The sequence below is a fragment of the Streptomyces coerulescens genome (assembly GCF_042657965.1).
Taxonomy (GTDB): domain Bacteria; phylum Actinomycetota; class Actinomycetes; order Streptomycetales; family Streptomycetaceae; genus Streptomyces; species Streptomyces coerulescens.
This window is the reverse complement of sequence record NZ_JBHSKM010000005.1, coordinates 236698-260942: the sequence shown is the minus strand read 5'-3', so window position 1 is coordinate 260942 and position 24245 is coordinate 236698. Positions and strand designations below refer to the sequence as shown.

At 71.2% G+C, this 24245-nt stretch carries 26 protein-coding genes; 16 read left to right on the top strand and 10 right to left on the bottom strand.

The window, feature by feature from the left end:
* The first annotated feature begins 86 nt into the window (after window positions 1–86).
* Window positions 87–1370, top strand: a complete 1284-nt coding sequence (locus ACFPQ9_RS11435) for an adenylosuccinate synthase (RefSeq protein WP_380850742.1) — start codon at window positions 87–89, stop codon at window positions 1368–1370.
* Here the strand turns inward: ACFPQ9_RS11435 and ACFPQ9_RS11430 are convergent.
* Window positions 1367–1630, bottom strand: a complete 264-nt coding sequence (locus tag ACFPQ9_RS11430; RefSeq protein WP_380850739.1) for a DUF397 domain-containing protein — start codon at window positions 1628–1630, stop codon at window positions 1367–1369. The two genes, ACFPQ9_RS11435 and ACFPQ9_RS11430, sit on opposite strands and share 4 nt — an antisense overlap.
* Window positions 1627–2463, bottom strand: coding sequence for a helix-turn-helix domain-containing protein (locus ACFPQ9_RS11425; protein WP_380851035.1), 837 nt, complete (start codon window positions 2461–2463; stop codon window positions 1627–1629). Before ACFPQ9_RS11425 ends, ACFPQ9_RS11430 begins: the two co-directional genes overlap by 4 nt.
* 135 nt (window positions 2464–2598) lie before the next feature.
* Between ACFPQ9_RS11425 and ACFPQ9_RS11420 the strand changes: the two genes are divergently transcribed.
* The 5 genes from ACFPQ9_RS11420 (at window position 2599) to ACFPQ9_RS11400 (ending at window position 5035) form a co-directional block, all read left to right on the top strand.
* Complete coding sequence (locus ACFPQ9_RS11420; protein WP_380850736.1) at window positions 2599–2994, top strand: hypothetical protein; 396 nt, start codon at window positions 2599–2601, stop codon at window positions 2992–2994.
* A gap of 504 nt (window positions 2995–3498) precedes the next feature.
* The gene (locus ACFPQ9_RS11415; RefSeq protein ID WP_380850733.1) at window positions 3499–3825 is read left to right on the top strand and encodes a hypothetical protein; all 327 of its coding nucleotides are present in this window, start codon (window positions 3499–3501) and stop codon (window positions 3823–3825) included.
* Between the two features lie 115 nt (window positions 3826–3940).
* The gene (locus ACFPQ9_RS11410; protein WP_232108223.1) at window positions 3941–4204 is read left to right on the top strand and encodes a hypothetical protein; all 264 of its coding nucleotides are present in this window, start codon (window positions 3941–3943) and stop codon (window positions 4202–4204) included.
* Window positions 4201–4614 (top strand): PIN domain-containing protein, encoded by a 414-nt coding sequence (locus ACFPQ9_RS11405; RefSeq protein WP_380850730.1) that lies wholly within the window; start codon window positions 4201–4203, stop codon window positions 4612–4614. Before ACFPQ9_RS11410 ends, ACFPQ9_RS11405 begins: the two co-directional genes overlap by 4 nt.
* A 130-nt stretch (window positions 4615–4744) precedes the next feature.
* Complete coding sequence (locus tag ACFPQ9_RS11400) at window positions 4745–5035, top strand: hypothetical protein (protein ID WP_380850727.1); 291 nt, start codon at window positions 4745–4747, stop codon at window positions 5033–5035.
* A gap of 1 nt (window position 5036) precedes the next feature.
* On the opposite strand, the gene ACFPQ9_RS11395 is transcribed toward ACFPQ9_RS11400, so the two are convergent.
* The 4 genes from ACFPQ9_RS11395 to ACFPQ9_RS11380 all read right to left on the bottom strand — a co-directional run bounded on the left by ACFPQ9_RS11395 (window position 5037) and on the right by ACFPQ9_RS11380 (window position 10379).
* On the bottom strand, window positions 5037–5687 hold the full coding sequence (locus tag ACFPQ9_RS11395) for a phospholipase D-like domain-containing protein (RefSeq protein WP_380850724.1): 651 nt from the start codon (window positions 5685–5687) through the stop codon (window positions 5037–5039).
* A gap of 36 nt (window positions 5688–5723) precedes the next feature.
* Window positions 5724–8207 (bottom strand): dolichyl-phosphate beta-glucosyltransferase, encoded by a 2484-nt coding sequence (locus ACFPQ9_RS11390; protein WP_380850721.1) that lies wholly within the window; start codon window positions 8205–8207, stop codon window positions 5724–5726.
* Window positions 8204–8905: a GntR family transcriptional regulator gene (locus tag ACFPQ9_RS11385; RefSeq protein WP_380850718.1), complete on the bottom strand. Its 702-nt coding sequence runs from the start codon at window positions 8903–8905 to the stop codon at window positions 8204–8206. Before ACFPQ9_RS11385 ends, ACFPQ9_RS11390 begins: the two co-directional genes overlap by 4 nt.
* 118 nt (window positions 8906–9023) lie before the next feature.
* Window positions 9024–10379 (bottom strand): aspartate aminotransferase family protein, encoded by a 1356-nt coding sequence (locus ACFPQ9_RS11380; RefSeq protein ID WP_380850715.1) that lies wholly within the window; start codon window positions 10377–10379, stop codon window positions 9024–9026.
* Window positions 10380–10552: 173 nt separating this feature from the next.
* On the opposite strand from ACFPQ9_RS11380, the gene ACFPQ9_RS11375 reads away from it, so the two are divergent.
* The 5 genes from ACFPQ9_RS11375 to ACFPQ9_RS11355 all read left to right on the top strand — a co-directional run bounded on the left by ACFPQ9_RS11375 (window position 10553) and on the right by ACFPQ9_RS11355 (window position 17229).
* Window positions 10553–11158, top strand: a complete 606-nt coding sequence (locus ACFPQ9_RS11375; RefSeq protein ID WP_380850712.1) for a type 1 glutamine amidotransferase family protein — start codon at window positions 10553–10555, stop codon at window positions 11156–11158.
* Complete coding sequence (locus ACFPQ9_RS11370; RefSeq protein WP_380850709.1) at window positions 11155–11613, top strand: MarR family winged helix-turn-helix transcriptional regulator; 459 nt, start codon at window positions 11155–11157, stop codon at window positions 11611–11613. The genes ACFPQ9_RS11375 and ACFPQ9_RS11370 overlap by 4 nt, the downstream gene beginning before the upstream one ends.
* Before the next feature lie 78 nt (window positions 11614–11691).
* A complete protein-coding gene (locus ACFPQ9_RS11365) occupies window positions 11692–14013 on the top strand; it encodes a serine/threonine-protein kinase (RefSeq protein ID WP_380850706.1) in 2322 nt (773 codons plus the stop codon).
* Between the two features lie 137 nt (window positions 14014–14150).
* A complete protein-coding gene (locus tag ACFPQ9_RS11360; RefSeq protein WP_380850703.1) occupies window positions 14151–15689 on the top strand; it encodes a PstS family phosphate ABC transporter substrate-binding protein in 1539 nt (512 codons plus the stop codon).
* A 121-nt stretch (window positions 15690–15810) separates the two neighbouring features.
* Window positions 15811–17229: a M28 family metallopeptidase gene (locus tag ACFPQ9_RS11355; RefSeq protein WP_380850700.1), complete on the top strand. Its 1419-nt coding sequence runs from the start codon at window positions 15811–15813 to the stop codon at window positions 17227–17229.
* A 16-nt stretch (window positions 17230–17245) separates the two neighbouring features.
* On the opposite strand, the gene ACFPQ9_RS11350 is transcribed toward ACFPQ9_RS11355, so the two are convergent.
* Window positions 17246–17998 carry an SLATT domain-containing protein gene (locus ACFPQ9_RS11350; protein ID WP_380850697.1) on the bottom strand — a complete coding sequence of 251 codons (753 nt, stop codon included), beginning with the start codon at window positions 17996–17998 and terminating at the stop codon, window positions 17246–17248.
* 302 nt (window positions 17999–18300) lie between these two features.
* On the opposite strand from ACFPQ9_RS11350, the gene ACFPQ9_RS11345 reads away from it, so the two are divergent.
* The 3 genes from ACFPQ9_RS11345 (at window position 18301) to ACFPQ9_RS11335 (ending at window position 19982) form a co-directional block, all read left to right on the top strand.
* Window positions 18301–18645: a YbaB/EbfC family nucleoid-associated protein gene (locus ACFPQ9_RS11345; protein WP_380850694.1), complete on the top strand. Its 345-nt coding sequence runs from the start codon at window positions 18301–18303 to the stop codon at window positions 18643–18645.
* An 82-nt stretch (window positions 18646–18727) separates the two neighbouring features.
* Window positions 18728–19327, top strand: coding sequence for a recombination mediator RecR (recR, locus tag ACFPQ9_RS11340; RefSeq protein ID WP_030053254.1), 600 nt, complete (start codon window positions 18728–18730; stop codon window positions 19325–19327).
* The gene (locus ACFPQ9_RS11335; protein WP_380850690.1) at window positions 19320–19982 is read left to right on the top strand and encodes a DUF5063 domain-containing protein; all 663 of its coding nucleotides are present in this window, start codon (window positions 19320–19322) and stop codon (window positions 19980–19982) included. Before recR ends, ACFPQ9_RS11335 begins: the two co-directional genes overlap by 8 nt.
* Before the next feature lie 9 nt (window positions 19983–19991).
* On the opposite strand, the gene ACFPQ9_RS11330 is transcribed toward ACFPQ9_RS11335, so the two are convergent.
* Window positions 19992–20831 (bottom strand): PhzF family phenazine biosynthesis protein, encoded by an 840-nt coding sequence (locus tag ACFPQ9_RS11330; RefSeq protein ID WP_380850687.1) that lies wholly within the window; start codon window positions 20829–20831, stop codon window positions 19992–19994.
* A 104-nt stretch (window positions 20832–20935) separates the two neighbouring features.
* On the opposite strand from ACFPQ9_RS11330, the gene ACFPQ9_RS11325 reads away from it, so the two are divergent.
* Both ACFPQ9_RS11325 and ACFPQ9_RS11320 read left to right on the top strand, forming a co-directional pair.
* A complete protein-coding gene (locus ACFPQ9_RS11325) occupies window positions 20936–21340 on the top strand; it encodes a hypothetical protein (protein WP_380850684.1) in 405 nt (134 codons plus the stop codon).
* A gap of 274 nt (window positions 21341–21614) precedes the next feature.
* Window positions 21615–22118, top strand: coding sequence for an SgcJ/EcaC family oxidoreductase (locus ACFPQ9_RS11320; RefSeq protein WP_380850681.1), 504 nt, complete (start codon window positions 21615–21617; stop codon window positions 22116–22118).
* Here the strand turns inward: ACFPQ9_RS11320 and ACFPQ9_RS11315 are convergent.
* Entirely contained in the window at window positions 22084–23469 is a 1386-nt protein-coding gene (locus ACFPQ9_RS11315; protein ID WP_380850678.1) for a sensor histidine kinase, read from the bottom strand. The genes ACFPQ9_RS11320 and ACFPQ9_RS11315 overlap by 35 nt on opposite strands.
* A complete protein-coding gene (locus ACFPQ9_RS11310) occupies window positions 23466–24194 on the bottom strand; it encodes a response regulator transcription factor (protein ID WP_380850675.1) in 729 nt (242 codons plus the stop codon). The genes ACFPQ9_RS11315 and ACFPQ9_RS11310 overlap by 4 nt, the downstream gene beginning before the upstream one ends.
* Window positions 24195–24245 lie beyond the last annotated feature (51 nt).

The window sequence follows — 24245 nt, the reverse complement described above, 5'->3', positions numbered from 1 at the left end:
TCGCGTCCGGTGGTGGTGCACGCGGCGGAACACTACGCGTGCGCCCCTGACCTTGGACATGCCCCGCCCGGAAGGGGTGTACGCGCGTGCCCGCACTTGTGCTGCTCGGTGCTCAGTGGGGTGACGAGGGTAAAGGGAAGGCCACCGACCTGCTCGGCGGATCCGTCGACTACGTGGTCCGCTATCAGGGCGGCAACAACGCCGGCCACACGGTCGTCGTCGGCGACCAGAAGTATGCCCTTCACCTTCTCCCCTCCGGCATCCTCTCGCCGGGGTGCACCCCGGTCATCGGCAACGGCGTCGTCGTCGACCCGTCGGTCCTGCTCTCCGAGCTGAGCGGTCTGAACGAGCGTGGCGTTGACACGTCCAAGCTCCTGATCAGTGGAAACGCGCACATCATCACGCCGTACAACGTGACGGTGGACAAGGTGACGGAACGCTTCCTCGGCAAGCGGAAGATCGGCACCACCGGGCGCGGCATCGGCCCGACCTACGCCGACAAGATCAACCGCGTCGGCATCCGCGTCCAGGACCTCTACGACGAGTCGATCCTGACGCAGAAGGTCGAGGCGGCCCTCGACGTCAAGAACCAGGTCCTCACCAAGCTCTACAACCGGCGCGCGATCGCCGTCGAGCAGGTCGTCGAGGAGCTGCTGGGCTACGCCGCGAAGATCGAGCCGTACGTCGCCGACACCGTCCTGGTCCTCAACCAGGCGCTCGAGGACGACAAGGTGGTCCTCTTCGAGGGAGGCCAGGGCACGCTCCTCGACATCGACCACGGCACGTACCCCTTCGTGACGTCCAGCAACCCGACCGCGGGTGGCGCCTGCACGGGCGCGGGCGTGGGCCCCACGAAGATCAGCCGCGTCATCGGCATCCTCAAGGCGTACACGACCCGAGTCGGCGCCGGCCCGTTCCCCACCGAACTCTTCGACGAGGACGGCGAGGCACTGCGCCGCATCGGCGGCGAGCGCGGCGTCACCACCGGCCGTGACCGTCGCTGCGGCTGGTTCGACGCGGTGATCGCCCGCTACGCGACCCGCGTCAACGGCCTCACCGACTTCTTCCTCACCAAGCTCGACGTCCTCACCGGCTGGGAGCAGATCCCGGTCTGCGTGGCGTACGAGATCGACGGCAAGCGGGTCGAGGAACTCCCGTACTCGCAGTCCGACTTCCACCACGCGAAGCCGGTCTACGAGACCCTGCCGGGCTGGTCCGAGGACATCACGTCGGCCAAGTCCTTCTCGGACCTGCCGAAGAACGCCCAGAACTACGTCAAGGCGCTGGAGGAGATGTCCGGCGCGCCGATCTCCGCGATCGGCGTGGGTCCGGGCCGGGACGAGACGATCGAGATCAACTCGTTCCTCTAGCCCTCAGCCCCGAAGCCGGGAGCTATGAAGGCGGCCCAAGCTTTGCCGGAGACGGTGAGGTTTGGGCCGTCGGGGTTTTTGGAGTCGCGGATGTGGATGGTGGCGGAGGCGTGGGGGCAGGGGGCGACTTCGAGGCAGGCGCCGCCGCTGCTGTCGCTGTACGACGACTTGCGCCAGGCGTAGGCGACTTCGACGCAGTCGCCGCCGCCTCCATCGCTGTAGCTCGACTTGAACCAGCGAAGGCTTCCGGTGCCGGTCATCGTTCCTCTCCTGCCAACCGCTCGATGAAGGCCAGTGATTCGTCGGAACTGAGGGCCTGTGCACGGATCCTCGCATAGCGGTGCGCGAGTTGGGATACCTCCGCCGGGTCGCTGACCAGAATGCCCTGGTCCTCGATTTCCATGTAGACGACGTGCTGGTGGTCCGCCGCCTCCACGAGCTTCATGGCGCCGCGATCGCCTGCATACGTTCCGCGCAGCCCACGCTCCAGGGGCAGTACCTGCACAAAGACATTGTCTCGCTGGGCGTCCTCTGCGAGGGAACGCAGCTGGCCGCGCAGGATCTCCCAGCTGCCGAACGGCCGCCGCAGCACGCTTTCTTCGAGGATCAGCTCGATCAGCGGGGTCGGCTCCCGGTCGAAGAGTGCTCGGCGAGCCAGCCGCGCCTCGACCAGTTCCTCCCGCTTCTGCTCGGACACGGGCGGATAGCTTCCACCGATCAGCGCCCGCGCGTAGTCCTCTGTCTGGAACAGGCCATCGACGATCAGTGTCTGGTACGAGCACAGCGTGAGCGCCCCTGCCTCCAGCTCCGAAAACCCCCGGAACCGAGCCGGGTACTTCTCCAGCAGCATCCACTTGCGCGCCTTCTCGAAGACCCCCAGCCCACCTCCGATCTCCTTCTCCAACTTCACCAGCATCTGGTCGCTCGCGGGCTGCGCGCACGTCTCCATCGCGCTGACCGCCGCTGCCGTGTAGCCGAGTTTGTCCCCCAACTGCGGCTGAGTCAGCCCGTGTTGCTCCCGCAACGCCTTCGCCAGGGCGGCGACCAGATGGGCCGTACCGCCTGCCTCCGTCTTGTTCTCCGCCCGCGCCATCGCGGTCACCTCCGAACTCAACTGAACTCAACCGAACTCAACCGGTCACAACTCGCGAACGCCACTACTCAACCGTGTTCAACCGGCAACGCAGAGTTATGGATCACGCTAGCCTCGCACCCGCAAACTGGCCCCGTGAATACGCAAAGTGAGCTGACCTGGCTCCCGGAATCCGGCATTCAACTCCGCAAGGCAGGCGTCCGGTTCGACGCGATCAGAGTCGACGGCGAGCGGGGCCGGGACATCGCCGACTGGCTCGCGCGGATGACCGGCGGTGATCCGGGTCCGATCGTCGAGACGGCGACGGGCCGGCGCGGGGTCTACTTCCTCGTGCCCGTCGGCAGTACGTCCCACCGCGCGTGGCCCGCCGGAGTCACCCGCTTCGTCGCAGGTCCGGGTCATGTCTCGTACATCCCGGTGCCCGCGCTGAACGACCTGACCTGGCCGTTGAGTTGGCGCTACCGGCCCACGGCCCCCGACCGCCTCGTGCACACGCGTCTGCTGTGCACCGCCCTTCACTCGCAGGGATGAAGAACGCGAACTTCCGCCTGGGAAAAGGCGGTTTCGACTTGCAATCGTCGCTCTGCGTGGCCTTAGAGTCACGGCAGCAACGAAATGCCCCCGCGGTGCGCCAACACCCGGGGGCTCGACACCAGGAGCTTCACCCTCCCAATGCGTACTCATCGTACGACGCGTGCGCGCGTCTTTTCAGGCTTCTCTGCCGCCCTACTCCGCGACCGGAGCATCTCTTGGCGCGCGGTTAGCGTACTGACGTACCTCCTGGCCCTCCCGAACCACGCCCGCGTCACCCTGCGCGCACTTGCCGCGCCGAGCGTCGAGCGGCGGTCGGGGATCGTCGCCGCACTGCGTGAGCTGGAGGAACTTCGGTATCTGCGGCGGGTGGTGGGCGAGGGCGGTGAGGGCGCTGCGAAGGGGCAACTCCGCGTCGTTTACGAGGTGTTCGACGCCCCGTACGAAGTCGAGCCACGAACGGGTGAAACCGAAAAAGTCCCGAGTTCCGAGGCGCCGAGCAGGATGACCGTGCGTGCCGCGCACCTGCTGCTCTCGCTCGGGCGCATCGACCCCCGGCTCACTCTCGCCGCCGCCGAGGCGCTGCGGCTCGCGCCGCTGGTGGAGCGGTGGTGGGAGCGGGGCGTCAGCGCTCCGCGGGTGCGGGCGGCGTTGGCCTATGACTGGCCGGGGCCAGTGGTCTCGGCGGCCGCGCATATCGAGGCGTGCCTGGTGAGCGGGTGTCCCGAGCGATCGACTCCCGTGCCGGTCACGGCCGTTGAGGTCGACTGCCGACGGTCGGGTGGCGGGCTGTTCCGTGGGCTGCTGAAGAGGTGGGCCGCCCCCGCGTAGGTCCAGGAAGACTCCCGGTCTCGCATCCGCGGGCCGGGTCGGCTCAATCGAAAGGAACTCGATGACCGCATTACTCGAACGACCCGAGACGGTATACCGAAGGTATACTGGGGTGATGGCTGACACCACCGTCAAGGTCGACCCCGCTGTCCGTGACCGCCTCATGGTGCTCGCCCGCGAACGCGGGATGACCATGCGTGACCTGATCGCCGAGCTGGCGGGGGCCACACCGACGCAGGAGGAGCTGCGGAAGCGGTACGAGGAGACCAAGGCGTACTGCGAGACGCACTTCGGTGTGACGCTCACGGACGAGGATCACGACAGGGTGGAGAAGGTCTGGCAGGACCTTGAGGCCGGCCGGCCCGTGGACAGCCTTTGAGCGCGGCGAGGGCCGGGTCGACCGGCGTCGTCTTCGACGAGTCGGCCCTGCTGGCGCTCGGCTCGGGGAACTCGCTGGCCTCCCAATTCGTCGCGAACGACGAGCACGCGGCCACTAGGCACGTCTACGTTCCGGCGCTGTGCCTGGCCGCTGCCGACGGCATGCGCAAGGGGCTCGCCGAGCACGTGGGGGTCCTGCCCGCCGTCGAGATCGTCGAGCTGGACTTCCCCGGGGCGTCCACCGTGGGCGCGCTCTTGCGTGACGGGGTGGAGTGGCGGCTCGGCCACGCGATCCACCTGTCCCGGCCGACGCCGGACTGGCCGGACGGGCGCCATGTACTGACCGTCGAACCCGACCTGTACGCGGACATGCCCCTCGTACGGACGATCAGGCTGCCGCGCCAGCGGTGACCTGAGGGGGAGGGCGCCCGCAGGGTGCCCTCCCCGTGCCCGTCCGCCCTGATGGAGTAGTGAGCGGGCGACGTACGCGCGGCGACCCTAGCGTGAGATCGCAGGGGGCGATCAGAAGAAGGTGAACGTCATGCGCGTACTGCTCCAGGCCCATCTCGACACCGACAAGACCAACGACGTCATCCGCAGCGGCAAGATGCCCCAGGTGATGCAGGAGATCATCGGGGCCTTCAAGCCGGAAGCCTCCTACTTCACGGCCGTCGGCGGGGTCCGCACGATGTTGCTGGTCTTCGACATGCAGGACTCCGCCCAGATGCCGCCGCTCACCGAGCCGCTCTTCGAGAGGTTCGGCGCGGAGGTGGACTACACGCCGGTGATGAACGCCGACGACCTGCAAAAGGGACTGTCCCAGCTCAAGTAGGTCAGCTGAAGACGATCATCGAGCCCTGCGCCAGACTCCGGGTCGCCGCCGCGTGCAGGCCCAGCCAGACATGCCGTTCACGGGCGAAGGGGCTCGGGTCGTAGGGCGCGGGGACGGCCGGTTCCTCCAACTCCGTGGGAGCGAGCGGCGCCTGGGGCGCGGCCGGGGGGTTGGCCGGGTCGATGCCGATCACCGGGGCCACGAACTCCAGCTCGCGCAGGAGGGCCTGGGAGGAACCCAGGGGGCCGCCGCCGGCGAGGAGCTCGTCGCTCGAGAGCGGGCCGGGGAAGTCGACCGGGACGTAGGCGCCCGCGTGGTCGTAGTGCCAGACCAGGTGCGACTGCTTGGCCGTCGACTCGAACATCTCCAGGAGCTGCTCGTAGTCGCCGCCCAGCTCGTCGACCGGGGTGACGGCGAGCCCGCAGACCTGGAGCAGATAGGCGCGGCGCAGGAAGTGCAGCGCGTCGTAGTCGAACCCGGCGACCGGGGCGACATCGCCGGACAGGCCCGGCATGTACTGGTACACCGGCACCGGCGGCAGCCCGGCCTCGGCGAGCACCTTGTTGTATTGCGCGAGTTCCTCGGCGAAGGGGTTGTCGGGGGTGTGGCACAACACGTCGACAAGCGGTACCAGCCACAGGTCACAGGCCAAAAGAGGGCTCCTCGCACAGTTCGGCGTAGCACATCGTCAGGGCAGGGTAATCGGTGTCGCGCGAGGACGGGTCCCCTCGTGCAGGTCCCATACCCATACTCCGCCGACCCACTTACCGGGCCCGCCCACCAGCTTCTCCACGGTCGCACGCAGGGCGGAGTCGTTCGGCTGCGGGGCCAGCACCAGTACGCCGGCCTTCCAGTACGCGAGGTCCACCCGTGCCTGCTCCCGCCAGGAGTCCTCGACGGGCGGGATGTCGCCCGTGTTGCGGACGTCACGCAGCAGGTTGGAGGTGAAGCGGGGCTCGGCGCCGTAGATGCCGACGCGTTCGTCGCCGTAGGGGCCGTTGAAGTAGCCGCCCGGCAGCCGGAAGCCGAGACCGGCCTCGGTCTGCCAGTGCAGCGCCTCCGCATCGGAGGGGTCGGGCAGCGGCACCGGCACGAGTGACTCGCCCTCGCGGACGTACGAGGCCCAGGTCCCGTCCGCGATGAAGGGCGGCACCTCGGCGCGGTCGACGGCTCTGAGCGGGGCCGGGATCAGGGGGAGCAGGGCGAGGGCGACGCCCAGCAGGCCGACCCACCGGGTGGCCGGGTGGCGGGTGACGAGCAGCCGGTCCACGGCGACGGCCAGCAGCATGCCCAGCGCGGGCGCGCAGATCATCGCCACCCGGCTCTCTATGACCGCCTCGAACAGCGGCTTGTCGGCGAGGAGTTCCCAGGGGCCGGGGAGGATGACGCCGGTGAGCGGGATGCGGAACTCCCGGCCCAGGGACAGGAAGGCCGCGGCCACCGCGGTGAACGCCAGCGCCCTGACCAGGGGCCGCTCCCACAGCCGTACGACGATCGCGAAGGCCAGCAGGACCAGCGGCCAGCCGTAGAAGGCGTTCTGTTCGGTGGTGTTGAAGGCCAGGGCCTTCGCGGTCTCGGCGTCGCCCGCGAGCCAGGAGCGTTCGGCGAAGGCGAGCAGGGCGAGAGGGCTGTTGAAGGAACGGGGGTTGTGCTCGATGTCCGTGTAGCTCTGCGGTCCGGCGAACTGCCAGACGAGGGGATAGACGATGAGGGGGAGGCAGACGGCGGCGCCGATGAGGATGCCGCGGAGCAGCGGCCGCCAGGCATTCCGTGCCGCGTCCCGGCGTACGACGGCGTAGGCGGCGGCGAACAGCAGCATGCCCAGGGCCGCCAGCAGCAACGCCTCCTCGCCGAGGAGGACCTGGTACGCCGCCATCACGCCGAGGACCACCCCGTCCCGTACCGGTCGGTTGCCCGCGCACAGACGCAGGGCGCGGTCGATGATCAGCGGGATCATGAACAGCACCACGAAGTTCGGGTGCGCGTGGGCGTGGCTGATCATCGGCGGGGCGAACGCGGCCAGACCGGCGCCCAGGAAGGCCGCGATCCGGCCGCGGACCACGTACTTGACGATCAGCCGGTACCAGGCGGCGGCGGTGGCGGCGAGGCCCAGCGTCATGACCAGGCTGAGGGTGACCGCGGGGCCGGCGGCCAGGGTGAGGGGGGCCAGCGGGACGGACAGGCCCGGCATCACCGTGTTGGCCATGAGGTTCACGCCGTCGGGGAAGCCCTGGAGGTCGGTGAAGAGGGGGTTGCGGAAGTGGGCCACATTGTCGGCCGTGACCGCGAAGAACCACTCCCACTGGTTCTGGTCGCGCAACGAGTCGGGGAGATAGCGCTGGGCGGGGGCGAAGAAGCGGCCGGAGTACAGGGCCACCGACATCAGCAGGAAGAGGAAGGGTGCGAAGACGTCGGCGGGGCGCAGGGAGCGGGCGGCGATGCGGGTGATCTCGGTCAGGACGCGGGCGTAGTCGAGGGGGCCGACCTTCGAGCCGGGCCGGTGGGACCAGCGGACGGGGACCTCGGCGACGGACAGACCGGCGCGGCGCAGATGCCGCAGCACCTCCACGTCTATGCCCCAGCCGTTGACGCGGGAGGCGGCGTACGCCTCGCGGGCGCGGTCGCCGTCGAAGAGCTTGAAACCGCACTGGGTGTCGCGGATGCCGGGCAGGGCGGTACGGCGTATGACGACGTTGCCCGCGCGGCCCAGCAGTTCACGCAGCCGGTGCTGGCGGGCGCCGATCGTCGCGCCGGGGGCCGAACGGGAGCCGATCGCCGCGCAGTTGCCCTCGCCGAGCGCCTTGTCGAGCCGCTCCAGTTCCTCGATCGGCGTCGCGAGATCGGCGTCGGTGACCAGCACCCGGCGCCCGCGGGAGGCGGCGACACCGAGGCGCAGCGCGTGGCCCTTGCCGCGGTTGCCCTCGCCGGTGACCAGGTGCAGACGGGGGTCCTCGCGGGCGGTGACCAGGTCGCCGGTGCCGTCGGTGGAACCGTCGTCGGCGACGACGATCTCCCAGGAGCCCCAGCGGGGTTCGTCGGCCGAGAGGTAGTCGGTGAGGGCGTCGAGGGTGGGGGTGAGACGGTGCCGTTCGTTGTAGGCGGGGACGACGACGGAGAGGTCGGGAGCCTCGGGTCGGACAGCGGTTCTCGTCGGCTCCCGCTCTTGGGTCACTCGGCCGCCAGTCGCTCGATCAGAGCGACTGATTCCGTGTCGTTGGCGGCGATGATCTGGCGGGCGGTGGGCAGGTCGCGGCGCATCAGAGCGTCCACCAGATCGGTGTGCCGGGCCCACAGATGGCCGCGCAGATCGGGCAGGCGGCGCAGATGCTGGACCGCGCAGACCCAGGACTGCACGCGCAGCCGGTGCAGGAAGTCGGCCAGGTAGGGGTTGCCGAAGAGGGCGCCGAGCTCGCGCCAGAAGCGCAGGTCGTAGCCGATGAGGACGGTGAGGTCGCCGGCGGTGGCGGCGCGCTCGGCCTCCTCGGCGCGGCGGCGTACCCCGGCGACGGCGGCGGCGACACGCGGGTTGTCGGGGTCGCGGTGGCTGGAGCGGTCGGTGGCCAGGACGTGGAACATGCCGTTGGTGACCAGGCTGCGGGCCTCGACGATGCCGCGGTAGTCCGCCACGGAGTACTCGTGGACCCGGAAACCGCGGTGCTGGTCGGCCTCCAGCAGGCCCTGTGCGGAGAGATCGACGAGCGCTTCGCGCACGGGGGTCGCGGAGACGCCGTACTGTTCGGCGATCTCCTTGACGGTGAATTCGCGGCCTGCCTGGAGGCGCCCCGCCAGTACCTCGTCCCGCAGCGCGTCCGCGATCTGCTGGCGCAGGGTGCTTCGCGTGACGGAGCCGTTGCCGCCGGTTCCGGGCATGGTCGGGGCGTCTCCCGTCGTCGCGATGAGGTGGCGTGCACGTATATGTCTACGAGCACGCCACCTTACGCGTTCGGGCTGCGGGGGACGTTTCTGCGACGGCAGAACGCCGGACGGGCTAGCTGGTGTACTCGTCCGCCACAGACAGGGCTGTGTCCAGTGCCGCCAAACCCTCCTTCAGCTCCGCCTCGCTGACATTGCAAGGCGGGACGACATGCGTGCGGTTCATGTTCATGAACGGCCACAGCCCCGCGGCCTTCGCGGCGGAGCCGAACGCCGCCATGGGGGCGTTCGCCGCGCCGGCCGCGTTGTAGGGCACCAGCGGCTCCCGGGTCTCCCGGTTCCGCACCAGTTCGAGGGCCCAGAACATGCCGACGCCGCGCACCTCACCGACGGACGGATGCCGCTCGGCGAGTTCCCGCAGCGCGGGGCCGACCACATCGGCACCCAGCCGCGCGGCGTTCTCGACGACGCCCTCCTCGGCCATGACCTGGATCGTCGCGACGGCGGCGGCACAGGCGAGCGGGTGGCCCGAGTACGTCAGACCACCCGGGTAGGGCCGCTTGGCGAACGTCTCCGCGATCGCCCCGGAGATGGCGACGCCGCCCAGCGGCACATATCCGGAGTTCACGCCCTTGGCGAAGGTCATCAGGTCCGGCGTCACATCGAAGAGGTCCGCGGCGAACCATTCACCGGTGCGTCCGAACCCGGCCATGACCTCGTCCAGGACGAAGACGATCCCGTACTTGTCGCAGAGCTCGCGGACACCGGCGAGATAACCGGGCGGCGGGATCATGATTCCGGCCGTTCCCGGGATCGTCTCCAGGATGATCGCGGCGATGGTCGACGGACCCTCGAAGGCGATCGTCGTCTCCAGGTGCTCCAGCGCCCGCGCGCACTCCTGCTCCTCGGTCTCGGCGTAGAAGCGGGAGCGGTAGAGGAAGGGTGCCCAGAAGTGCACGACACCGGCCGCGGCGCCGTCGGAGGCCCAGCGGCGCGGGTCACCGGTGATGTTCACGGCCTGCTGGGTGCCGCCGTGGTACGAGCGGTAGGCGGAGAGCACCTTCGGGCGGCCGGTGTGCAGCCGGGCCATCCGTACGGCGTGCTCCACGGCGTCGGCGCCGCCGTTGGTGAAGAAGATCTTGTCGAGGTCGCCCGGCGTCCGCTCGGCGATCAGCCGCGCCGCCTCCGAGCGGGCCTCGACCGCGAACGCCGGCGCGAAGGTCGTCATCCGCGCGGCCTGATCCTGGATCGCGGCGACGACCTTGGGGTGCTGGTAGCCGATGTTGGTGTAGACGAGCCCGCTGGTGAAGTCGAGGTACCGCTTGCCGTCGTAGTCCCAGAAGTACGACCCCTCCGCACCGGCGACGGCGAGCGGGTCGATGAGCTCCTGTGCGGACCAGGAGTGGAACACATGCGCACGGTCCGCGGCCTTCACGGCGGCGCCGACCTCGGGATCTGGCTGAGGGGTCATGCGCCCGAGGGTAGGCAGCGGCGGCCCGGAGGGGATATCGGCGTCCTGTCTGCGGTCGGCGGGTTTCCGCGACAGGTTGTCGACGCGGGCGCACTCCACCATTGACAGTAAGCTGTCCAAATGTCAGGATGCTGTCATACCGAAAAGTGACGCCGAAGCTTCAGGGGGAAGTCATGAACAGCAAGCCCGTGCACCTCGCCGTCTACGACACCTACGCCGACTGGGAGACGGGGCACGCCACCGCCCATCTCGCCCGCGCCGGTCGCGACATCCGCACCGTCGGTCCCTCCACGCGGCCCGTCCGGAGCATCGGCGGACTGTGCGTCCAGCCCGACCTCGCGCTGGACGACGTACGGCCCGGGGACAGCTCCCTGCTGATCCTCACAGGCGCCGACCTGTGGGACACCGGCGACGACCTCGCCCCCTTCGCCCGCAAGGCCCGTGAGTTCCTCGACGCGGGTGTGCCCGTCGCCGCGATCTGCGGTGCCACCGCCGGCCTCGCCCGCGAGGGACTGCTCGACGACCGCGCCCACACCAGCGCCGTCTCCTTCTACCTCGCGGCCACCGGCTACGGCGGCGGCGAGCGGTACGTCGACGCCGACGCCGTCACCGACGACGGGCTGATCACCGCCGGGCCGACCGAGCCGGTCGCCTTCGCCCGGGAGATCCTCCGGCTGCTCGGGGTGTACGAGGGCGAGGTGCTGGACGCCTGGTACCGGCTGTTCCACGACTCCGACCCGGAGGCGTACGCCGTCCTTCAGAAGGCGGGGGCGGCGTGAGCCGGGAACGGCAGGACCTGCTCAGCCGTAGCGCGCTCGGTGTCTTCCGGCTCAACGGGCAGTTCCTCGCCGTCGCCGAGGAGTTGGCCCGGCCGTCCGGTCTGACGGCGGCCTGGTGGCAGGTGCTGGGCGCGGTGCTCGGCGAACCCCTGCCCGTGGCCGGCGTCGCCCGCGCCATGGGCATCACCCGGCAGAGCGTGCAGCGCATCGCCGATCTGCTGGTGGACAAGGGGCTCGCGGAGTACCGGCCCAACCCCGCCCACCGCCGGGCCAAGCTCCTCGCGCCGACGGAACGGGGGCGGGCGGCGATCTCCCGGATCGACCCCGGCCACGCGGCCTTCGCGGACCGGCTGGCGGACACCATGGGGGAGGCGGAACTCGCCGATGCCGTAAGGGTTCTGGAACGGTTGTCGAAAGTGCTCGACCAGATCGCCGTTCCTGTTACGGAACCGTAGGCACCGCCCCGCTCACCTCCTTGTATGCCGCACTATCGTGGGGCCGACGCATAGGCGGGGGCGGGTTGGGGGCGTGCGATGGAGAAGCTGGGGCCGGGGGATCCGCCGCAGATCGGGGCGTATCGGCTGCTGGCGCGGCTGGGCGCGGGCGGCATGGGGGACGTCTATCTCGCCCGGTCGGACCGTGGTCGTACGGTCGCGGTGAAGCTGGTGCGGCGGGAGCTCGCCACACAGGAGGAGTTCCGGGCCCGGTTCCGGCAGGAGGTGCAGGCCGCGCGGCAGGTCGGCGGGTTCTGGACCGCGCCGGTGCTCGACGCGGACACCGAGGCCGACGTGCCCTGGGTCGCCACCGGGTATGTCGCCGGGCCGAGCCTCCAGCAGGTCGTCGGGCACGACCACGGGGCGCTGCCCGAGCGGTCGGTCCGCATCCTGGCGGCGGGACTGGCACACGCGCTCAAGGACATCCACGCCGCGGGGATCGTGCACCGGGATCTGAAGCCGTCGAACGTCCTGGTCACCATCGACGGGCCCCGCGTCATCGACTTCGGTATCGCGCGCGCCCTGGAGACGGTCGACGAGAGCGGGCTGACACGCACCGGCGCGCTCGTCGGGTCGCCGGGGTTCATGGCGCCCGAGCAGGTGCGCGGCGACCGGATCACGCCCGCGTGCGACGTGTTCTGCCTGGGCTCGGTGCTCGCGTACGCCGCGACCGGCAAGCTGCCCTTCGGCTCCATCGACAGCGGCGCCCATGCCCTGATGTTCCGGATCGCCCAGGAGGAACCCGACCTGGAGGGCATGCCCGAGGGCATCGCCGAGCTGGTGCGGGACTGTCTGCGCAAGGATCCCGGCGTCCGCCCGACCCTCGATCGGATCCTGGAACGCACGGGCGCCGAGGACACCGTCTCGGACGGCCGCTCCCGCGACCCCTGGCTGCCGAGCGCCCTGGTGGCCCAACTGGGCCGGCACGCGGTACGGCTGCTGGACGCGGAGAACCCGGTGAGCGGAACGGGCTCCCGGCCATCGCCACCCGGGAGCGCCCCGGCAGAGCCGAACCCTCCGGGCTCGGGCGCACCGGGTTTCGGTACGCCGGGTTCTGGTACGCCGGGCTCGGGCGGGCCCGGTTCCGACGCGCCGGGTTCCCGTGGCCAGGGGGCTGGTGGCCCAGGTGGTGGTGGCACGGGTTCCGGTGGCCCCGGATCCGCTGTTCCGGGCGCGGGTGTTCCGATGGCCGGTGCGGCGGCCGGTTCCGGCGTCCCCGGTTCCCCTGGTCCGGGCCCTGCTGCTCCGGGCTCAGGTGTTCCGATCGCCGGTGCGGCAGCCGGTTCCGGTGCCCCGGGTTCCGGTGCGCCCGGGTCCCGTACTCCGGGCCCCGGTGCCCCCGCCCCCGGGTCCCGTACCCCCGGCCCCGGCGCCCCCGCCCCCGGCTTCCCGGGTGCCGGTGAGCCCACCCCCGCCGCCTCCCCCGAGCACGCACCGGCCGCCGCGCCGACGCCGCCCGATCAGCTCCCGACCATGACCGCGAGGCAGAGCGGTCCGACGGCGCCGCCGGGGCCCGGCGGGCCTCCCGGCGGTGCCTTCGGGGACGCCGCCGCGCCCGGCAGCGCCCCGGCTCACCCGGCGTACGGCTATCCGCAGCAGCACCCGCAGCAGCCGTCGTACGGCTACCCGCAGGCCGGCCCCAACCAGCCCTACGGTGCCGCTCCCGGGTACGGCGCCTACGGCCCGAACCCGCCGTACCCGAATCCGCACCCGAACCCGAATCCGCCGTACGGCTCCACCCCGCCCTACGGCCCGCCCGTGCCGTACCTCCCGGCTCCGCAGCCCGAACCTTCGCAGCGCAGCGGGCGTTCCACGGTGGCGCTCGTCCTGGTCGCGCTGGTCGTCGCGCTCGGCGCCGGCGGCTCGGTGTACGCCCTCATGAGCGGCGGCGGTGACGACAAGGGCGGCGGTGGCGGCCCGACCGCCACGGCCACCGCGACCGACTCCCCGACCTCCGACCCCACCTCGCCCAGCCCGTCCTCCACCCCGTCCTCCTCGGCGTCCGCCGGCGGCACGATCCCGGCCGGCTACCTGGGCACCTGGACGGCCACGATCGACAGCGGCACCGGTGAGAACACCCGCCGACTGACCATCCGGCAGGGCGAGGTCGGCGACACGGTCCTCTCCCTGGTCGCCGACGGACCCGCCGGCAGCGGCACCTACCACTGCGAGTTCGAGGCGGACCTCTCCGCGGCACCCGGCGCCGACGGCCCGCTGGAGATCGGCCCCTCCACGGTGACCGTCGGCGAGCCGCCCACCTGTTCGCCGGGCAAGGCCACCCAGATCACGCTGCTGCCGGACGGCAGGCTGCAGCGGGTGACCACCGGCAGCGGGGAGAGCCTGACGTACACCAAGCAGTGATCGGCGGGGGTGAAGTCCCGTTTCCTGTGACGCAGTTGAACGTACGGCGAACTTCCCCGTCCGAGCGGCTCCGGCGGCCCCGAACGGACGTACGGTGACCCCACACTACGGCTCTGGTGAGTTGCGGGGGCACCACGGTGGAGTGGCTGAGCGCGGAGAACATCGTGGCCGTCGGCACGGCGGTGCTCGGTGTCGGCGCGTCGATCGTCATGGTCTGGTACGAGCGACGCGTGCCGCGCCGCAAGCGGATCGGCTACCGCGTCCAGATGGACAATCCCATAGGTGACGATGTGCGTTCGGGCCGGGCCAACGTGCGGCTCGGGCTCTTCGACGCCGACATGGACGACGCGACGCTCGTGCTGCTGCGCGTCGAGAACGACGGCTCGCAGAGCATCGACCGCGACGACTACACCGGCCCCGAACCCCACGGCCTGACCGCGGTGTTCACGGACCGGACCATCCGGGGCGTCTCGGTCACCCAGCCGACCGACATCGACCATCTGATGGACCACTTCACCGCCCAGCGCGGCTTCGGCTACGAGGGCAACCGGCTGCGCGTGCCACGGGTCCCGCTCAACCCCGGCGACCACTACAAGCTGCTGGTGCTGCTGTCCGGCGGCGACGTGGGCGCGGAGATCCGGCTGCGCGGCGGCATCCGGGACGGCGAGGTGCACCCCAACCGCAGTGCCACGCCGGACGACAAGTCACCGGTGTTCAGCCTCCAGGCCAGGATCTTCACCGGACTGCTCACCCTGTCCGTGCTGGCGCTCGCGGGCATCGTCGTCTTCCGGGACGGCAACCCGATCGAGTGCGAGCAGGGCGAGCTGACGGTGATCGGCTCGACCGCCTTCGAACCGGTGATCACGACGCTGGCGCAGCAGTACGAGCGCAAGTGCGCGGGCGCCGAGATCGATGTGCAGACGCGCGGCAGCGAGGCCGGGGTCGCCGAACTCGCGGCCCTGGCCGACCGGTCGAAGTCCGACGCGCGCTCGGTCGTCGCGTTCTCCGACGGCCCGCTGGGCGACCGCCTCGGTCTGAAGGGGAAGAAGGTCGCGCTGTCCGTCTTCACGCTCGCCGTCAACGACGGGGTCGACGTCGGGCCGAAGGGACTGACCGTGGGGCAGGTGCGGGACATCTACGAGGGCCGGTACAAGCGGTGGGGCGAGGTGCTCAAGGGGGCGGACCCGGCGACCGCGGAGCTGCCGATCGTGCTGGTCAGCCGCAGTGACAGTTCCGGGACACGGCAGGTGTTCCAGGACCGGGTGCTGGGCGAGTGGGAGCGGGCGCAGAGCACGTCCCTGGACTGCCGGCCGCCCGCCGGTGCCGTCACCGCCGTGACGCGGTGCGAACTCGCCAGTACCGGCGACGTCCTGGACAAGATCGCCGAGCAGCCCGGGGCGATCGGGTACAGCGAGCTGGGGGTCGCCGCCAAGCACCAGGGCCTGCGGCCGGTGCCGCTCGACGGCGACCGGGCGAACGTCGACGAGATCGAGCGCGGCGACAGCGCCTATCCGTACCGCGACATCGAGTACGCGTACACCTACGGCACCGCGGCCGGTGACTCCCTGACCGCGGGGTTCCTCGCCTACCTGGACAAGGAGGGCAGTCAGCAGGTGATCCGCACCCAGGGGCATCTGCCGTGCGGGACGCCGGTGGGGCTGAGGCTGTGCGGCTGACGCCGGGGGCGTGTGGCGGCCGACACCGGGGAGGGCGGCCGGCTGAGGCACCCTTGCCGTTGGTTGCCATGTACACAACCATTGCGAGGGTCGGCCGGCATCGGCAGCACCGGGAGGACCCATGCGCCCCAGCCCCACCAGAAGAACGGTCCTGACGGCCACGGCGGCCGGCGCGGCGGCGCTGACGGCGACCGGCACGGCCGAGGCGGCCCCCGCGCCGGCGGTCTCCGCGTCGGCGGACCGCCCGCCGGCGACGGCCCAGCGCCCCACCCGCGAACTGCGCGCCCTGCTGCGCGAGATCGACCCCGCCCGGATCGAGGCCACGATCCGCGGACTCGTCTCCTTCGGCACCCGCCACACCCTCTCCGCCCAGGACGACCCGGACCGGGGCATCGGCGCGGCCCGCGACTGGCTCCTGGCCGAGCTGAACTCCTGCGCGGCGGCCTCCGGCGGCCGGATGACGGCACAACTCCAGTCGTACGTCCAGGAACCGGCGCCCCGCATCCCCACCCCCACGAAGATCACGAACGTGGTCGCGACCCTGCGCGGCTCGGTGACCCCCGAGCGCGTCTACGTCGTCTCCGGGCATTACGACTCCCGGGTCACCGACGTCATGGACGCCACGTCCGACGCGCCGGGCGCGGACGACGACGCCTCCGGGGTGGCCGTGGTCCTGGAGCTGGCGCGGGTGATGGCGAAACGCCGGCCGGCGTCGACGATCGTGTTCGCGGCGGTGGCGGGGGAGGAGCAGGGCCTGTACGGATCGGCGTACCTGGCGCAGCAGTTGAAGGCCGCGGGCACGGACGTCCAGGGCATGTTCACCAACGACATCGTCGGCAGCGCCACCGCCGACGACGGCACCCGCGACCCGTACACGATCCGCCTGTTCACCGAGGGCGTCCCGTCCTCGGAGACCCCGGAACAGGCGGCGCTGCGCCGCTCGGTGGGCGGCGAGAACGACTCGGCCACCCGCCAGCTGGCCCGCTTCGTCAGGGACGTGGCGGACAACGACGCGACCGGCATGCGGGTGCGCGTGATCTACCGCCGCGACCGCTATCTGCGCGGCGGCGACCACATCCCCTTCCTGGAGCGCGGCTACCCGGCCGCCCGCTTCACCGAGCCGGCCGAGGACTTCGCCCACCAGCACCAGGACGTCCGCGTCGACGACACCGGCAAGCAGTACGGCGATCTGCCGGAGTTCTGCGACTTCCCCTTCACCGCGCGGGTGGCCAAGGTCAACGCGGCCACCCTGTGGACCCTGGCCCAGGCCCCCGGCACCCCGAAGAACCCGCGGATCATCACCAGCAACCTCACCAACTCCACCACTCTGACCTGGGCCGGAGGCCCGGAACCCGACCTCGCCGGCTACGAGGTCGTCTGGCGCGAGACGACGTCCCCGGAGTGGACCCACGTCCTCCCGGTCGGCGACACGACGACCCACGAGGTGGACCTGTCCAAGGACAACGTGTTCTTCGGGGTGCGAGCGGTGAACCGGTCGGGCCTGCGCAGCCCGGTGGCCTTCCCGTCCCCGCAGTCGTGAGCGCGGCGGGCGGTTCTCAGCGCGGCTCGGGCGGTCGCTGACGCGGCATGTTCGGGCGGGTGCCGTTCGTCGGGGGCACCGCGAAACGGCCCAGCGCCGCGGTCGCGTCCGGGCGGCTCGCCCCGGGCACCGCCGACTGGATGCCCAGGGGCGCGGACCCGGTGCGGAACTCCACCATCCAGTCCGCCGTCTCCGCCCGCATCAGCTCGGTCACGTCCTCGGAGAACCGGCGCAGCACACCCAGGCACCGCTCGGCGGCCTCGCCGGCCGTGCCCTCGGCCGGGCCGAGGACCTCCCGTACGTTCTCCGTCGCCCAGTCGAACTGAAGCATCTGAAGCCGCCGCTGTACGGCCTGGGCCGTGGCGACGTCCCTTATCCACCCGGACGTGACCCCGAAGCACCGGTCGACCCCCACACAGGCCACGGCGATCAACAGCGCCAGATACCCCCAGGGGGCCACCCCGCTCGCGACCCCGGTCAGATCGAGGAGCGGCAGCGCGGCTCCGACCACCGCCCCCGCCGCCGCGCCGCCGCGCAGCGCCCGCGCCCCGCGCCGCTTCCACACCCGGTCCGCGAGATACCACGCCGCCGTGTCCAGCGCCCCCCGCTCCACCCACCGGTACAGCTCGTCCAGCTGCACCGCCGGCTCCCCCCAGTCCCCGTGGGGGAACGCCCGCCCCGTCAGATCGCCCGGCCGGAGCCCGGCCGCCCCCTCACCGCCCCGCCAGTCCTTCGGCGACCTGTCGGGCTGCATCTCCGGCTGACCCACCCGGCACTCCCTACTGTCACGGTGCGTGACATCACGTACGGCATACGACGTGGATGCGACCCCCGCAGCGCACGGAACGTCACGCAACACCTGAGGCTGACGCGCCGGACCCTTCCTACCGCCCAATGGGTGGCGAAGAGATGCCTTTCGCCTCTTTTCCGCCCGGAAGTGGGCCTTGATCAGGTATAGGACGCCCATTCCTCCAGGTTCTCTCTCACTCGAAAGAGTGCTGGGGCGACGGCCAGCCAGACCACGTAGGCTCGTGCTGAACGGGAAACGCGTACACACGCAAGGAGCTGATCGTGATCCCCGGTGGTGGCCAGCCCAATATGCAGCAGCTGCTCCAGCAGGCCCAGAAGATGCAGCAGGACCTGCAGCGGGCGCAGGAAGAACTGGCGCAGACCGAGGTCGACGGACAGGCGGGCGGCGGCCTGGTGAAGGCCACTGTCACGGGCGCCGGCGAGCTCCGCGCGCTGAAGATCGACCCGAAGGCGGTCGACCCGGAGGACACCGAGACCCTCGCCGACCTGGTCATCGCGGCCGTCCAGGCGGCCAACGAGAACGCGCAGAACCTCCAGCAGCAGAAGCTGGGCCCGCTGGCCCAGGGCCTGGGCGGCGGCAGCGGGATCCCCGGCCTGCCCTTCTGACCTTCCCGGCGCGCCTTCCTTACCGGGGCCGCCGCCAACTACCGTACGTACCGTAAGGAACCCCAGGAAGGACGGCAGTCCGTTGTACGAAGGCGTGGTCCAGGACCTCATCGACGAGCTGGGTCGGCTGCCCGGCGTCGGTCCCAAGAGCGCGCAGCGGATCGCCTTCCACATCCTCCAGGCGGAACCGACGGACGTACGGCGCCTCGCGCAGGCCCTCATGGAGGTCAAGGCGAAGGTCCGCTTCTGCGCGACGTGCGGGAACGTCGCACAGGAGGAGCTGTGCAACATCTGCCGGGACACGCGCCGCGACCCGGCGGTGATCTGCGTGGTCGAGGAGCCCAAGGACGTCGTGGCGATCGAGCGGACGCGTGAGTTCCGCGGCCGCTACCACGTCCTCGGCGGGGCGATCAGCCCCATCGAGGGGGTCGGACCGGACGACCTGCGTATACGAGAACTTCTCGCGCGGTTGGCCGACGGGACGGTCACGGAGCTGATCCTGGCCACCGATCCGAATCTCGAGGGCGAGGCCACGGCCACGTACCTCGCGCGCATGATCAAGCCCATGGGCCTGAAGGTCACCCGCCTGGCCAGCGGCCTCCCGGTGGGTGGCGACCTGGAATACGCGGACGAGGTCACCCTCGGCCGCGCCTTCGAGGGGAGACGACTCCTAGATGTCTGACGCCACGCTGCACGCGACCGGCCAGAACCCGGACGACTTCGCGGTCCAGATCGCGGACCAGATCGAGAGTTTCCTGGTCGCGGTGACAGAGGTCGCCAAGGGCGACGAGCCGGGCTCGACCGTGCCCTTCCTCCTCCTGGAGGTCTCCCAGCTGCTGCTGGCCGGCGGCCGTCTCGGCGCCCACGAGGACATCGTCCCCGACGAGCGCTACGAGCCCGACCTGGGCCCCGAGGCGGACGTGGACGAGCTCCGCGAGAACCTCGCCCGCCTGCTGGACCCGGTCGACGTCTACTCCGAGGTCTTCGACCCCTACGAGCCCCGCAAGGCGCCCGTCCCGGCCCGGATCTCCGACGACCTGGCCGATGTCATCACCGACCTGCGCCACGGTATGGCCCACTACCGCGCCGGCCGCACCGCCGAGGCCCTGTGGTGGTGGCAGTTCTCCTACTTCTCCAACTGGGGCTCGACGGCGTCCGCGACGCTGCGCGCCCTGCACTCGGTCCTGGCCCACATCCGCCTGAACCAGCCCCTGGAGGAGCTGGACGGCCTGGACACGGACCAGGGCGTGATGGGCGACGAGACGCTGGAGTTCGAGGCCGGGAAGGTCATGGAGCAGGAGATCGGGGAGCAGTTGGGGCTGAAGCCGGCGCAGTAGCGCGCGGGCTCAGATCCGTACGGCCGTGCCGGTCACGCCGATGCCCGAGTCCGGCTCCGCCGGCACGGTCACGGTGATCGTGCTGGGCCTGCCCATGTCCACACCCTGATGGATCGTCAGGGTGGCGGGCGTGGCGACGAGTCCGAGCTCCCGCAGATACCCGCCGAACGCGGCCGCCGCCGCACCCGTGGCCGGGTCCTCGACGACACCGCCCGGCGGGAACGGGTTGCGGGCGTGGAACACGGTGGAGGACTCCCGCCGGATCAGATCGACCGTCGTCCAGTCCTCGCGGGCCATGAGGGCGCCGAGCGCGGCCAGGTCGTAGTCCAGGTCGGCCAGTCGCTCCCGCGTCGAGGCGGCGAGGACCGGGTGCCGGGCCCCGGCGAAGGCGACACGCGGCGGCAGCGCCGGGTCCAGGTCGGCGGCGGACCAGCCAAGGATCGCCAGCAGCTCGGCCAGGTCGGCCTGCGCGATCGGTTCGGTGTGCGGCGCCACGCTGACCAGGGTCGCCGTCAGGGTGCCGTCCGCCGTCCGGTCGGTGGTCACGGCGACCGGGCCCGCCTTCGTACGCAGCAGCAGCCGGCCGGTGCCGTGGCGTTCCGCGTGGGCGACGGCCGTGGCGATCGTCGCGTGCCCGCAGAACGGCACTTCGGCGAGCGGGCTGAAGTACCGGATGTCCAGGGTGCCGTCATCGCCCGTCGGCACGACGAACGCCGACTCCGAATAGCCGAGTTCGGCGGCCGCCGCGAGCATCGTGGCGTCGTCGGCCCCGGTGGCGTCGAGCACCACACCGGCCGGGTTGCCTCCGGCGGGGTCGCTGCTGAAGGCCACGTAGCGCGAAATCTCCATGCGCGGACCGTAGCCGCCGCACGCGAGGCGAAGCCAGGGAATTGTGTGACGCGCGTGACAGGAAGAGGTGTGGAGTTCCACTCGGACTGCTCCATGATGGGCCCATGGCGACTCGGTCAAAGGCGTTGGTGTGGACGGGAGTCGGACTCTGCGTCGCGGGGGCCGTGGGGTTGATCGTCGGCGGTGTGCTGAATGTCGACGCGGCCGATCCCTGGGCGAGCGTGGCCGGAGGAGCGGCGGGGCTGATCGGGCTGGCGGTGACGCTGTACGCCCTCCTCGGAGCGGCGCCCGCCTCAGCCTCTTCCGTGACGGCGAGCGGTGCGCGGTCGGTCGCCGCGGGCGGCAGCATCGGGACCGTGGCGACGGGCGACGGGGCCACGGCCGGGCCTCCGCCGACGATGCCCGCCTCGCCGTCCCGGCCGACGAGCGGCCCCGTCACCGCCTCCGGGGAGCGTTCCGTCGCGGCCGGCGGCGACATCGGCTCCGTGTCGACGGGGGACGACACCTGAGCGGGGGCGCCGAGGCCCTGCTCTCCGCCCGCCCCGTCCTGTGGTTCCTGTTCCTCTTCAACGCCATGGGCGTCGTATCGCTCGGCGCCGGCGTGGAGTTGGTGCGCGGACGCGGCCGGAGGAAAGCCGCCGCCGTGTGACCCGGCGCTCACGCGACGCTCACGCGGCGCGAATTGGAGCGGTGTTGTCCCCGGCCTGTACGTCCGCTGCACCGGCCCTAACCGGCCCGCGACGAGTCTGGAGTCACTTCCACCAGACCCGTAAGGGAGATGCGATGACTCGTCGTTCCATCAGCACGCGCGCAGCCGTGGTCACCGCCACGGCCGTGGTGGCCGTCGGCACCGTCGCCGCCGGTGCCGCGGTCGCAGGGCCCGGCTGGGGCGAGGGAAAGCCCGGCAAGAAGGAGATAGCCGGCCTGTTCGACCAGTGGAACAGGGCGCTTCTGACCGGTGATCCGGAGCAGGTGGCCGACCTGTACGCGAAGGACGCGGTGCTGCTGCCCACGGTCTCCAACCAGGTCCGTGCCGACCGCGCCGGCATCGTCGACTACTTCGAGCACTTCCTCGCGAACAAACCGGTCGGCGCGAAGATCGAGACCCACATCAATGTCCTCGACCGCGACTCCGCCATCGACACCGGCGTGTACGAGTTCGCGCTCACCGACCCCGACACCGGCGAGAAGAGCACCGTCGAGGCCCGCTACACCTACGCCTACGAGAAGCGCGGCGGTGAGTGGTTCATCGTCAACCACCACTCCTCGAAGATGCCCGAAGGCTGATCGCCACCTTCAGGCCGCCCCCGGGAGCGTCCGCGAGCGTCACGGTCCCGCCGTCGTCGGTCACCAACTGCTTGACGACGGCGAGGCCGAGGCCCGAACCGGACTTCCCGGTCAGCCCCCGGCCCCGCCAGAACCGGTCGAAGGCACGGGACTTGTCGGTGTCCGGCATGCCGGGGCCCTCGTCGAGCACCGAGAGCACCACCGCCTCGCCCTTCGCCTCCACCTGGACGGTGATCCTGCCGCCGTCGGGTGACACCTCCAGGGCGTTGGAGAGCACGTTGTCCAGCACCTGGTCCAGATGGCCGGGGCTCGCCAGTACCAGCGGCCGGTCGTCGGCACTCACCCCGAGCGTGATGGTGACTCCACGCTCGTCGGCGGCCGGCCGCCACACGTCCAGCCGCTCGCACACGATGTCGACCAGCGCCAGCGGCTCCGCCGCGGTCACCTTGGCCTCCGCCCGCGCCAGCACCAGCAGCCCGTTCACCAGCCGGCTCATCCGGACGACCTCGGCCGTGGCCTGCTCCACGTCCTCCTTGACGAAGTCGTCGTCCACCCCGTCCGCGATGTTGTCCAGCGACAGCCTGAGCGCCGTGAGAGGGGTACGCAGCTGATGCGAGGCGTCGGCCACGAAGATGCGCTGAGAGGCGACCAGGGTCTCCAGGCGTTCCGCCCCCTGGTTCAGGGTGCGCGCCAGCGTCTGGGTCTCCGGGGGGCCCGTCACCGGGGAGCGGGCGGTCAGATCGCCGTCGCTGAACTTGCTGGCCATGTCGTTGAGCTGGCGCAACGGCCGGGTGATGCGCCGCGCCGCCGCCGCGCCGATCACCGCGGCCACGGCGAGGACGGCCACCGCGAGTCCCGCGCGGAACCCCCAGATCTGCCACAGCCGTTCACTCAGGTCGCCCGTCGAGTACACGATGCGCACCGCGCCGACGACCGGGCCCCGGTTGTCGCCGTCGAGGTCCACCGCGCTGGAGCGGGCGGGCACCGTGACCTTCAGCTCCGGCCCCCAGATGAAGGAGGAGCCCCAGTCGGTCGTGGACCTGCCGTCGTCCAGGGCCCTGGTCAGGGCCGCGTCCTGCCGCGGGCTCGGCAGGCCCGTGCCGCAGCGCCCGGTCACCTCGACCTGGCCGGGGGTCTGACCGGCGTACGCCCGCGCCATCTCGTCCAGGGCCGCGCACGAGGGCGTGTTGCCGTTGCCGAGGAGCAGGGCCATGGTGTCGGCCTCGCGCCGCACGGAGTCCGCGGTGTCACCGCGCAGCTGGTCCGTGAGCGTGAAGGCCACCGGCACCGTGAACAGGGCGATCGCCACGGCGACGAGCAGGACGTAACTGCGGATGAGTTGGCGGATCATGATGCGCCGCTGCCGCTGCCGCTGCCGCTGCCGCTGCCGTCGTCGCCCTGCCCGGCCGGCACGATCTCCAGCCGGAAGCCGACCCCGCGCACCGCCTCGATCGTGACCGCCCCGGCGAGCTTGCGCCGCAGCGCCGCCACATGCACATCCAGCGTCTTGGTCGGGCCGAACCAGTTCGCGTCCCAGACCGCCTCCATGATCTGCTCGCGCGACATCAGCGCCCCGGGCTCCTCGGTGAGGAAGGCCAGCAGGTCGTACTCCTTGGGCGCGAGCGCCACCTCCTCGCCGTCCAGCCGGACGCGGGCCGCCTTGCGGTCGACGGTGAGGCGGTCGCCGTAACGGTCCGGGCCGGTCTCGGCGGCGGACGCACGGGGCTGCGCGCGGCGCATGACGGCCCGTATCCGGGCGATGACCTCGCGGACGCCGAACGGCTTGGAGACGTAGTCGTCCGCGCCGAGTTCAAGGCCGACCACCCGATCCGTCTCGTCGCTGCGGGCGCTGATCACGATGATCGGCACGTCGCCGCGCTCGCGCAGCGCCCTGCAGACGTCGAGTCCGTCGGTGTCGGGCAGCCCGAGGTCGAGGAGTACGACGTCGTAGGGGTCGCGATGGCTCAGCGCCGCGCCGCCTGTGGTGACCCAGGCCACCTCGAAGCCGTAGCGCAGCAGTCCTCGCCGGAGCGACTCGGCGACCGGTTCGTCGTCTTCCACCAGAAGTACGCGCACAGGCGAACCCTAGTGGTTGAAACTTAAAGACGACCGGCCGCCGAGCCGGTG